The organism is Candidatus Woesearchaeota archaeon, assembly GCA_018303405.1.
Taxonomy (GTDB): domain Archaea; phylum Nanobdellota; class Nanobdellia; order Woesearchaeales; family JABMPP01; genus JAGVYD01.
The window spans coordinates 102351-114132 of record JAGVYD010000014.1 but is presented as its reverse complement, the minus strand read 5'-3'; the positions used below and the strand labels follow the sequence as shown (position 1 = coordinate 114132).

The 11782-nt window shown below is 43.5% G+C and carries 12 protein-coding genes; 9 read left to right on the top strand and 3 right to left on the bottom strand.

What is annotated here, in order from left to right; all coding sequences use genetic code 11:
- Positions 1-2: 2 nt before the first annotated feature.
- Genes J4227_05690 through J4227_05680 form a run of 3 tightly spaced genes read right to left on the bottom strand, consistent with a single transcriptional unit; the run spans position 3 to position 1475 of the window.
- Positions 3-881 carry a RecX family transcriptional regulator gene (locus J4227_05690; protein MBS3109993.1) on the bottom strand — a complete coding sequence of 293 codons (879 nt, stop codon included), beginning with the start codon at positions 879-881 and terminating at the stop codon, positions 3-5.
- A gap of 36 nt (positions 882-917) precedes the next feature.
- Positions 918-1268, bottom strand: coding sequence for a hypothetical protein (locus J4227_05685; protein ID MBS3109992.1), 351 nt, complete (start codon positions 1266-1268; stop codon positions 918-920).
- A gap of 9 nt (positions 1269-1277) precedes the next feature.
- On the bottom strand, positions 1278-1475 hold the full coding sequence (locus J4227_05680) for a hypothetical protein (GenBank protein MBS3109991.1): 198 nt from the start codon (positions 1473-1475) through the stop codon (positions 1278-1280).
- Positions 1476-2043: 568 nt separating this feature from the next.
- Between J4227_05680 and J4227_05675 the strand changes: the two genes are divergently transcribed.
- From J4227_05675 to J4227_05635, 9 genes are all read left to right on the top strand, one after another.
- A complete protein-coding gene (locus J4227_05675) occupies positions 2044-2982 on the top strand; it encodes an NAD-dependent epimerase/dehydratase family protein (GenBank protein ID MBS3109990.1) in 939 nt (312 codons plus the stop codon).
- A gap of 306 nt (positions 2983-3288) precedes the next feature.
- Complete coding sequence (locus J4227_05670; protein MBS3109989.1) at positions 3289-3915, top strand: CAAX prenyl protease-related protein; 627 nt, start codon at positions 3289-3291, stop codon at positions 3913-3915.
- Between the two features lie 88 nt (positions 3916-4003).
- On the top strand, positions 4004-6436 hold the full coding sequence (locus J4227_05665) for a hypothetical protein (protein ID MBS3109988.1): 2433 nt from the start codon (positions 4004-4006) through the stop codon (positions 6434-6436).
- The gene (locus J4227_05660; protein ID MBS3109987.1) at positions 6429-6794 is read left to right on the top strand and encodes a hypothetical protein; all 366 of its coding nucleotides are present in this window, start codon (positions 6429-6431) and stop codon (positions 6792-6794) included. The genes J4227_05665 and J4227_05660 overlap by 8 nt, the downstream gene beginning before the upstream one ends.
- A gap of 136 nt (positions 6795-6930) precedes the next feature.
- Positions 6931-7911, top strand: coding sequence for a hypothetical protein (locus J4227_05655; GenBank protein ID MBS3109986.1), 981 nt, complete (start codon positions 6931-6933; stop codon positions 7909-7911).
- 21 nt (positions 7912-7932) lie between these two features.
- Positions 7933-9168: a hypothetical protein gene (locus tag J4227_05650; GenBank protein MBS3109985.1), complete on the top strand. Its 1236-nt coding sequence runs from the start codon at positions 7933-7935 to the stop codon at positions 9166-9168.
- Entirely contained in the window at positions 9156-10187 is a 1032-nt protein-coding gene (locus J4227_05645) for a DUF354 domain-containing protein (GenBank protein ID MBS3109984.1), read from the top strand. The genes J4227_05650 and J4227_05645 overlap by 13 nt, the downstream gene beginning before the upstream one ends.
- Positions 10184-10642, top strand: a complete 459-nt coding sequence (locus J4227_05640; GenBank protein ID MBS3109983.1) for an acyltransferase — start codon at positions 10184-10186, stop codon at positions 10640-10642. The genes J4227_05645 and J4227_05640 overlap by 4 nt, the downstream gene beginning before the upstream one ends.
- The gene (locus J4227_05635) at positions 10639-11760 is read left to right on the top strand and encodes a glycosyltransferase family 4 protein (GenBank protein MBS3109982.1); all 1122 of its coding nucleotides are present in this window, start codon (positions 10639-10641) and stop codon (positions 11758-11760) included. The genes J4227_05640 and J4227_05635 overlap by 4 nt, the downstream gene beginning before the upstream one ends.
- Positions 11761-11782 lie beyond the last annotated feature (22 nt).

Below are 11782 nucleotides of genomic sequence, written 5' to 3'. Positions count from 1 at the left end.
TTTCAAAATTTAATCCGGTAAAATGCGAAAAGCATACCAACCAATGCGCTTGTCGCGTACATCACAGTCATTGCTATTATTATTGTGGATGATGACATTATGTAAGCTTTGCCCACAGGAACGCTGTAATGCTTTATTGCCATGTTCGAAAGGAAAAAAATCACAACTATCAAGAATGCAAGCATGGCCTCAATTGGGAAAAAGGCCTTAATTGCAAAAAGGAGCAATCCCATTATTGCGAGGTACCTGAATGCATCGTGGAAATGTATCTCTGTCGTGTGCATTGCCAAGGACATATGGTGCATGACATAGCTTCCAACAGGCAGGGCTATGCACACGCCAATTGCAACAGCAGCCAGGGAAACCAGATCCGATGGCGCAGATGTCAAGGCAGACAGCAAGCCAAGAAGCAATGCCGCAACCACAAAGCTGATCTTAATCCAATGGATATGCCTGATTTCCTGGTCCGTGGTCCTGAACCTTGTCAGTACCTTGACTTCCTTTAGGAACTCATGAATATGCTCATCTTTTTTGGCTTTTTCTTCCACAATGGGAATGATTTGGTCGACTTTGGCCTTGTCATAGCCCCTTGCGAGGAGGACCCCCCTTATCTGGTCAGCATGGAACCCTTTTTTCAGCATCCTTGAAGAAAATTTTTCTATTATCCTCGACTCATTCTCACGGAAATTGGGCGGGATAAAGCTCTGGAATTTTTTTTGCATTTTTTCCCTGCCCCTCACCTTCTGGATTGCAGCATCGAGCGCCGCATCTATCTCCTCTTTGTCAAATGCCCTGTTTATCAGTGCCTGCTCAATCTGGTCTTTTGTATAGCCTTCACGAAGCGCAGTTACGATATATTTCAGGGATTTTTTGTCAAGCATCTCTTTTCCTCGCAATCACAGCTGCTATATCCACCTTTACACCTTATGGTCAAAATTCTCGGCCTTGCTGGCAGGAGCCTCCTTTTTTTTCATTCCTTTCAGGTCCCTAAGGTCGGCCATGAAGTATTCCGTGCAGTCAATGCCGCAGAAAGATGCCTTTCTCCTGAAATCCTCGGGGCCGAAAATAAGGGTGTAATTATTGCTGCTGTAGGCATTGATTTCGTTTGAGCAGACTGCGCACTTGGCTTCATGCCTTCTTTCCTTTTCCCTGGCTTTCTGGATTACCATGCGCTTAACATTGAAGCCGCCGCTTTCCAAATCCATCTTAATCTTCATCAGCTCGTCGTAATCCATTGCCTCAACTGCTTCCTTCAGACTTATGGCCATCTTGTCACCTCACTTCTTCCTCTTCTTATTTGACCGCTCATTCCCGGGCCGCTCCTCAAATTCCAGGTACCATCTTCCTGTCTCGTTATCGTGCCTGAAAATCACATTGTATTTTTTCCGCGAATCAAGAGTGAAAAGAAGTGGCATTGGGATCGTAGTCTCGTAACTGGACCCTCTGCGATAGATTTTGCGCCTAAACTCAACCATTGTCAGTCCACATCGCTTCTGCGTTACAGGCAAGGGCTGCTATGCCTTGCTGCATAATTTGGACATTAATATATAATACTTATATTTTTGTATATTAATTTATTAATTTATATATAAACTTTTCTATATATTTTTATTATTATTTTTATTAATAATAAAATAAGTATTTTTATAAGTATTAAATCGATATTGCCGTGAGCTCAGATAGCAATTTCGGCTCTGTAGAAAATCTCGGCTTTGCCTCGGTCAGCATCGGCTTCGGCCGTTTATGAGTTAGGAATAAACTGACGTCCCCGCAATGGTTTCGCCCCTTGACAACGAAATTAGTCTTGAGGGGATTTTCGCTTCACTCAATCCCCTAAACTCCATGCTTATTAAAATGCAGTTCGGGAGACTTCCGAAGGAATGTCTCCCTAGCTTCCGTGCGAGCTGAGGCCAGCTCAGGGACATCCCCCTGCCAGTTGTGCTTCAAAATCTTGACAGGCCTACGCATATTGATGCTGACAACATTTTCTGCAGAACCAGCAATTTCAGAAAATTTATATAATCCCTAACTCCCTAAGGCAGCATGGCAGGAAAGAAGAAAGTGCTGGTGACCGGCGGAGCAGGCTTTATTGCGAGCCATGTTGTGGACCTGCTGGTTAAAAAAGGATTTGGCGTTGCTGTAGTAGACAATCTCTCGGCAGGGCAATTGAAAAATGTCGACAAGAGGGCAAAATTCTACAAAGCCGATATAACAAATCTTGTGCAATTGGAAAAGGTTTTCAGGAAGGAAAGGCCCAATGTCGTGGTGCATGCGGCTGCCCAGGTGCAGGTTATTTATTCCATGATGAATCCCCAGGAGGATGCAAAAACCAACATCATCGGCGGGATAAATGCCATAGACCTCAGCAGGAAATACCGCGTTAAGAAATTTGTGTACCTGTCGACAGGCGGGGCGCTTTATGGGGAGCCGGAATATCTGCCTGCTGACGAAAATCATCCGGTGAATCCAATCTGCGGGTATGGCGCAAGCAAAAGGGCGCTGGAATATTATCTTTATCTATACCACCAGAATTACAAGCTGGATTATACCGTCCTAAGATTCTCGAATGTCTATGGCCCGAGGGATGACCCAAAATGCAAAAGGGCAGTGCCGAATTTCATCCTCAGCATTATGAAGGGAAGCAGGCCATTCATTACTGGCGATGGAAGGCAGGGGCGGGATTTTATCTTTGTTGAGGATGTTGCAAGGGCGTCACTCTTGGCCATTGAAAGAAAGGCAAAAGACAGGATATTCAATATCGGCACGCAGAAGGAAATCTCAATCAATGAATTATTCCTGACGCTAAAGGACATTATGGGGTCAAAGATCATGGCAAAGCACATTCCGGGCAGGAAAGGCGAGGTCAGGCAAATTTACTTAAGCAATGCGCGTGCCAAAAAACAGCTTGGCTGGAAACCAATGGTTACTTTCAGGCAGGGATTGAAGAAAACCGTGGAATATTTCTATAAAGAATACAAATAGGCTTTACTGCCGACAAGGACAATTCCTCCCTTAAAGCTTAGCAGAAAACTTCGCCTGAAGGCTCAGGTTTTGCCATCGGCTCGCATAAGCATTTTATTCATAATGGCAGTTTTCTCTATGGAACTTAACGATTTTTGGAATCGCTTAAGTGCCGAACGAGCAGAGCGAGTGACCGCACTCCGAAAACTGCTGCCTGCCTTATTTCCAGATGCTCGCAGAATTGATGGCAAAACGTAAACTTTTCTGCTAAGCACCATCAACTGAAAATTCATAAACTTATTAAATCATGGGCCTCTGGAGGCTTGAATGGACTCTCTGACCAAACGTGACAAAGAGGGCGCACTTGTATTCTTCATGATATTGATGGCATACCTCCTGATCAGCCCACTGGCTGTGCTATTTACGGAATCCAGGATGGTACAATTGCTTGCAAAATTGCTAGTGGTAGGCTGCCTTATCTGGTGGAAGCGGGAATGGTTTAGCTTCAAATTAAAGTGGGACTCACTGTCAGTCGCAATCGGGGTTGTTATTGGATTGTTATGGGTTGGCCTCGATTCCTTTTACCCTTCATTTAGCACAGCGGATATTTCTCCATATTCCATGGCGGAATCCATCCTGAAGCTTATTATCGGGCTTCTTATCGCACCGCTTGTTGAAGAATTCTTTACGAGATTTTTCCTTCACAGGTACCTTGCCTCGCAAAACTGGCTTGCTGTGCCGCAGGGCACTTATACCCTTTGGCCATTCATAATCACAACCTTGTTTTTTGGATTGTCACACACAGAGTGGCTGGCAGGGCTGATTACCGGCCTGCTATTAAACTGGCTCTGGTACCGCAAAAAGGACATGAACTCAGTTGTAGTTGCTCATGCAGTCGCGAATTTGATTCTTGGAGCCATGGTAATATATTTTGGGCTGTGGCATTTCTGGTGAGCAGGCATGGCCGCCCTGCTAAGAAACATTCAAGCATTATGCGGGCGATTTGCGAGATTTTTTATACACCCTATGCTTTCAATCGACCATGCCGGACAATGACCTCAGCGACATATTGAATTTCAGGCTTTTGCTAACATTAGCCATAATAGCGATCCTAGTCTCCCTTGTATTCCATTTTTTCTTTGTGAAAAATATAGCCGTGGATTTTACTGAAATATATTTTCCGGAGCCTGACAGCCTGCCGGGAGATGTTTATCTTGGGCAGGACTACAATGTAACCTTTGTGGTGAGGAATGCCGGCCAAAATCCCACAACATTGGATGTGGACGCCAAAATTGAATTTTACAAGCTTTATGATGTGACAGAAGGCATCTATAAGTGCGTGGCACGGCAAAGGCAAAAGGCAATGCTGCAGTGGGTGCAGGGAAACAAGTCGACATTCGAGTACCTATTTGCAGGGCCTTATGATATTGAGCCGGAACAGGCGCAAATCCCAAAAGCATTTATCACGGAATCATCTGATTATGCAGACATAGACTGGCCTTACTATACAATCACCTACAGGTTCAAGGAGGTCCTCCAGTCTGGAAATTTTTCAACTTATTTCCATGATAATGGCACCCTGAAATATGCATTTGTGATCTATCCTGGCGATCCTTCAATCGAGGCTGTGTATAAGTCAAATGGCAGCATTGTATCAGAGTGGAAAAGCCTTAACTTAACACCACTAAAGGCTGACAATTCAGTGGAAATCCGCTATAATGAGACCATGTCATATTACCTGAACGGGGAAATTGTTTTCAACTTCACACCGGATAACGCCACAATTGGCCGCCCTGATTTCAAGGCCGAGGACAATATTGTTGTGCTTGGCTCTTTGCTCATGTACAAGGAAACCCCAGTGGAAATAACTGAAGCGGGGGACATCAGGGAGTACAGCATCAACAACAAAATCATCCTTGGGATAATTGAGAATTTGTCACAGGAAGTCAATACAGATGTCCCACTTTTCAGGCAGGAACAATACTATTACTTTGAATGCCCGAATGATGAATGCGACAGCTTGAAGGCATATCTTGACGGGAATTATGACGTCTACAAATTCAATAATCATTTTGGCAATGCAAGCGAGGAGAACATTTTAGGCATGCTCACTCCGCTTGAGGAGCAAGTGTACCAGAGCTACTATTTATCCAGCAACGGGACTGCCAAGGAGCTGGACTGGGAAAATTTTACCTTAAGGCTGAGCTGGCAGACCTTTAGCCGCCAAAAAACCTTCCTACTCAGCCTAAAGAATAACCTGAGCATATTAATCAGGGGCACCGACATATACGTGATCACAAATAATGAAACTGAATCTGTGGCATACAAAGTCTCAAATGAGCTGGAAGAATCAGCGCCAAATGAGCTTATGATTGAATCATGGGGCGGCAAGCTTGTTTTCTACATGAACAAAAGGCCGTTCCACCGCATCAATTGGAAACTCAGCGTCGGGGATTTTGAAATGAAAGTCAGCAACTCTTTTGTCATATTCTCGGACATTGTTGTCTTCAATGACCAGCCCGGATGCAAAAGGATAAGCATTGACCAGGCATGCAGGATTGTGTACCGCCAGTCCACTGGCCGGCAGCTTGTCCAGGCAAGGCCTATCCGCGCTGTGACAACTCCTGTGGAAATTTCTGCAGAGCTCACAATGGCGCCATTCCTTGCCGTAGGCGAGTTTTTCCAGGATGAAGCTGCCACGAGCCGCGAATATGCCGGGGGCGGCAATGAAACAGGAATTGTGGGCACATTGCCCTACCAGCAGCCCGGCCTTACAATTGCCGATTTGCTGGATTACGAAATTGACATAGACGCTTCATTGATAAATGAGAATATTCCCTCTGAAAAATTCGTGTTTGCGGGCCCGACTGCCCAGGTGTCCAATTTTGAAAATTACAGTTTCAGCTATTCGTTTTACCTTCTTGAGGGCCTTGGGCTGCTTGACACCTCATTTTTCCAGGATGACAGGCTTCTGCTTTCAGTGATAATAAGCAAACAGGCCAAGGAGGCTTACCTGTTCAGAAACCTTTACGGCACACTGACCAAAGACACTGCATCGCTGAATTTAACCTGGAATGACAGGAATAATTTTGACTTCGTCAAGGAGATGAATGAAACAACAATATATATCAACAGAATCCCTTTGTTTGCATTCTCTGAACCCAATGTGTCTAAGGGATACTTCGGAATCTCCTCCTACAACACCTATGTTGAGCTGACGGGCATAAACCTTTTTAACAAGGAAAGGCAGAGAAGAATCCAGTTCAACATAGACAAAGACCCATGCAGCCTAAAGAAAGTTGGTGAAGTGCAAATGACAAAAGACTCCCTGTACCTGGGCGGAGGGGAGGCGCAGTCCTACCATTCAACATTCCGGCCAGAAGGTGATTTTGACTACGGAAAGGCCACATTCACCACAACAAACGAGCAGGGCAACCAGACTGAAATACACTTTTGGGTGATAAGGCATGATTGATGCGATTGCAATTGCAGGATTCCTTTTTGCCCTTTTCCTGCCTGGATTTTTTGTCACAACACTTTTTTTCAGGAATGCGAAATGGCTGGAAAGAATAGCACTTAGCATTACCTTCAGCGTAATGGTCGCCCTTGCAATTGGATTGTCCCTTGGCTATAATGAGGCAACGAAAATTGCAACAGGCGGCATCAATCCTTACAACGTCTGGAAATGGGAGCTGATTGTCACAGGTGCACTGATTGCCATTAACCTTATTGTCTACCGAAAGAACCTGAACTACCATAAACTTAAGGAATTGCTCTCTGGCTCAGAAGAAGCCGAAGTTTTAAATGAAGCTAAGCCAAAAAAGGCCAAATGAATCCAATTTATAGGTAACTTTTTATGTGCATTTTCTCATATATAACCCATATATAAAAAGCAAAGCTTTATATATGACTAAAACCACCTTTTAGTAGTAACAAGTATATATGAATGATTGGCATTTCGGGGGAATCATGGGCACTGAAACACTTCAAATCATATACAAGTATGCAGTCATCCTGATTTACAGCTTCTTTTGTACTTATTGGGCCCTTCCTTATGTCATGGCCAAGCTGAAAAAATATGGCTACATGGTAAAGGACTACTACAAGAAAGGGAAGGAAAAAATCCCTGTGATGGGCGGCATTACCATGCTTATTGGCATACTCATCTCGCTCAGCCTGTCTGTTATTTTGCTTGACAGGCTGGAAATGGGGGACCTTTTCATATTCTACTTTGTGATAGTTGTGTATGGGCTGTACGGCATCCTTGATGACCTGTTCAATTTCAGGACACGCTATGACAAAATCATTGTCACAATGATACTTACATTGCCCATTGCGTCACTGATACCGGACACAACAATCCATCTCTTTGATTTTTCAATTGGGCTGGGCGCGGCTTATTCGCTGCTTTTCGTGCCAATATTCATAATGTTTGTCGCGAACTCAATAAATCTGCATGCAGGATATAATGGCTTGAGCACTGGATTGGAACTGATTTTGCTTATCACCATTGCCATACGGAGCTACATGGTCAATGGCATAGAATCACTGCTCGTGTTCTTGCCTGTCCTTGGAGCAGTTCTGGCGTTTTATCCTTCAACATTTTATCCTGCCAGGGCACTGCCTGGCAATGTCGGGGATTTCCTTGTTGGCAGCGCGATTGGGGCATTGATGGTAACACAGAACATGACTTGGTTTGGGGCGTTTATCCTGATTCCCCACATCATCAATTTCCTGATGGACTCATACACAATCCTGCTGAGAAGGATTCCGGATGTGAAATTCGGGGGGGTTGACAAGGACAACCACATCGTTGCCCCGCCAAGCATGAAATTCAAGTCACTCAAATTCCTGATTGTCAGCTGGTTCAAACTCACGGAGAAGCAGGCCACACTGTGGCTGTATGCGTTCACAGCAATGTTTTGCGTGATTGGGCTGCTGGTTTTTTAGTAATAATACACGGTGTCATCCATGCAACTAACCTATAATAATAATCAGAAAAGAGTAATAATTCTTTACGGGGGAGATATCGGGTTGCAGGTAGTTCGCGAGCTTGGAAAAAAAGGGATAAAATCAATTGTTATTTATCAATCGGATGATGAATTTGCCATACATTCTAAATATGTCATGGAAAGTCACAGGATTGAAAATTTTCTTGACAAAAAACAAATAAGAAATATTCTCATGAAAAACAAGAAAAAATGGAACAAATTGTTGATAATCCCCTGTAATGATGAGTCAGTTGATGCCTTATCCTATTATAAGAAACAATTGACAAAATTTTATATTCTGCCTGTTGCGGATTACAAATATATCCAAAAACTCTTGAATAAAAAACTGACCTATTCCATAGCCACAAAGGCAGGGATTCCAGTTCCTAAAACCTTTTACTGTAATTCAGTATATGAAATTAAAAAAGTCCGAAGCAAAATAACTTTTCCATCCCTTGTCAAACCCTATGAAAGACACCATTTTGCGGCGATTTTTAAAACGAAACTATTTGAGGTCAACAGTTTTGATGAGTTGCTCGAAAAATGGATAAGTTGTCGCAAACATGGAATTAAGGCAATGATAACAGAAAAGGTTCCAGGTGATGACACACATCTTCAGCTTTGCAAATTTTACGTTGATAGGACTGGTAAACTAACTGGTACATTTCAGATGCAGAAACTGCGCCAGAGTCCTCCATTATACGGTGTGGGCAGAGTGATGAAAACCATCCACAATACAATAACAAAGAAATTAACCCAAAAAATCCTAAAGCAAATGCCTGGCTTTGTAGGGGTGGCACAAACTGAATTTAAATATGATTCACGGGATGATAAATATAAACTCATAGAAATTAATTGCAGAAACACCCTTTTTGTTAAGTTAGAATGTAAGTTTGGATTTAACATCGCCTTTGCAATGTATCAGGACTTTGTAGAAAATAAAGAAATACAAATGCCTGAATATCCTGATAATTTCTATTGGATTCACTTACACAAGGACTTATTCACTATTTTTTCCAAGGGCCGCAAAACGGAGCAGTATTCATTCTGGCAATATATCCAACCTTATCTAAACAGAAAAGTATTTGCTATCGAAAGTTGGAGCGACCTGAAACCAACTTTAGTTTATTGGATATCAAAAGTGGTTGCAATAAGTAAATGGCTGTGGAAAAAATTAGTAGGAAAATCAAGGGGGGTGGCACTATGCGAATCCTGATAGATATTAACCACCCTGCTGATGTGCACCAGTTCAAGAATGTCATCAAGGAAATGAGCAGGCAAGGCCATAAATTCCGGGTCATTGCAAGGGATAAGGAATGCACGCATGAACTGCTTAGGCAAAACAAGATAAAATTCGTGGCCAGGCCAGGCTACAAAGGCATGATGAAGCTTTATGGCATGGCCAGGATAAGCCAAATCATTGTCAGGGAGGCAAAGAAATTCCAGCCGGATGTCCTTGTTGGCAGCAGCGGGGACCTTTATATTGCCCAGGCCTCGCAATTGCTCGGCAAGCCGTCAATTATATTTGATGACACTGAGCATTCAACAATCCAGAACTGGCTCACTTTTCCATTTGCCACTAAAGTCGTGACGCCAAAATCATACACCCTGGATTTGGGAAAGAAGCAGATAAGATATGACGGGTTCAAAGAATTGGCATACCTGCATCCAGGTTATTTCAAGCCAAATCCAAAAATTCACAGGCTGCTGAGGGTGAAGCCAAATGAGCCATTCATCCTATTAAGATTTGTCTCCTGGGATGCCAGCCATGATATTGGCAAGAATGGCATATCAGACAAGATTGCCTTTGTCAGCAAATTAGCCTCAAAATTCAGGGTATTCATTTCCTCTGAATCTGAATTGCCCGAGGCAATCAGAAAATACCAGCTTGGCCGTGCAAAAGGCCAAATACATTCTGTGCTGCACTCTGCCAGGCTTGTCATAAGCGAAGGCGGAACAACAGCTGCTGAAGCGGCAATCCTGGGCACCCCTACCATTTATGTCAATCCCCTTAAGATGGGCTATACCAATGAATTGATTGGGAAATATGGCCTGCTTGAGCAAATAACAGAACAGGGCAAAATTCTTAAGCGGGCAGAGTCCATCATGAAAAACCAGGGGCTTAGGGAGTCCTGGAAGAAAAAAAGGGACAAATTGGTCCAGGACAAGGTAGATACGACAAAATTTTATATTAAAACAATTAAGGAAATGGCAAAAAGGAGGTCAGGCAAATGATTACGCGCATAATCCTATCACCCATCTATGCACTTAAAGCACTATGGAACAGCATTGGCAGCTTCTGCAGGGTAAGATTCTACAAGTACAGCGGAGTTGCTATCGGCAAGAAAGTGTTTATCTCCCCAAAAGCCTATATTGACCGATCCAAGCCTGGCATGATTGCCATAGGCAATAACTGCATGATCACCAGGGGCGTCACAATCCTGTGCCATTCTGACGCCAAGCAAGGCGGCAAAATGAAATTATGGGGGGAGCGTGAATATGGCAAGGTAAGGATAGGAAACAATGTTTTCCTGGGTGTAAATTCCGTGGTCATGCCAGGAGTAACTATCGGTGACAATGTAATCATCGGCGCAATGTCGCTGGTCACAAAGGATATTCCTGCCAACTGCTTGGCATATGGCATACCTGCCAAGAAAGTCAAGCCGCTTAAGGAGGTCCTGAAGAAATGAAAATAGCCTACATTTTTTCGATGAAAAATGGGATAGCACCTTTTATTTACTCAGAGCTCCTTGAATTGGAGAAAAATAAGATAAAATTTGCCATTTTCCCAACCAAATACCGGAAAGGCCTGGCCATGCCGAAGAAGGACTGGGAAGTCTTCAGGCTGAATCCCTTAATGATCCTGTTGACACAGCCCCTTGTATTTGCCAAGCAGCCAGGAACCTATCTCAATCTGTTTTTTGAGTCCTTGTTTTCAGGAACGCTCATGCATTTTCTCATTGCAGGCAGCTATTCCCTCAAAATGCGGAACATTGACAGGATCCACTGCCATTTTGGCGATGCCAAGCTATTTATCGGGTACTACTGCAAAAAGCTGACCGGAAAAAAGCTCTCCGTAACTATCCACGCACATGAATTATACCAGGCACAGGAAAGCATGTTCAGGAAATCGCTGGCTTACTGCGATAACATCATCACAATTTCCGATTACAATAAAAATTACCTTATCAAGGAGCATAATGTGGACTCGGGAAAAATCACTGTCAACAGGCTGTTTGTTGACACTGAGAAATTCAGGAGGACTGAAAAAACCAGGATACTAATTGTGGCGCAATGGCATGAGAAAAAAGGGCATCGCTTCCTTTTTGAAGCAGTCAAGAAATTGAATAGGCAAGACATTGAGCTATGGATTGTAGGAGGCATGGTGCCTGGCTATGCAGAGCTGGATGTTGAGAAGCTGGCCAAGGACATCGGGGTCTTTGATATCTGCTCATTTTTCGGCGAGCTTAAGGGATCTGCACTAAAATCCGTTTATAATGCAGCAGACATTTTTGTGCTGCCATCCTACACAACAGACAAGGGAGACCGGGAGGGCATACCCGTATCCCTGATGGAAGCCATGGCATATGGGCTTCCGGTAATATCAACTTATCATACGGGCATTCCAGAGCTTGTTGAGGAAACATTGGTCAAGGAAAAGAATGCATCAGAATTAGCAAAGGCAATTGAGCAATTGATCAGGAAGAAAAAAGATTGGGGCAGGATTGGCAAGAATAACAGGAAAATAATATTGGCAAAATATGCTCCAAAAAACCTCAAGAACCTGGCCCGCATTTTCAGGGAATAAATCAACACTATTGGGCCACATA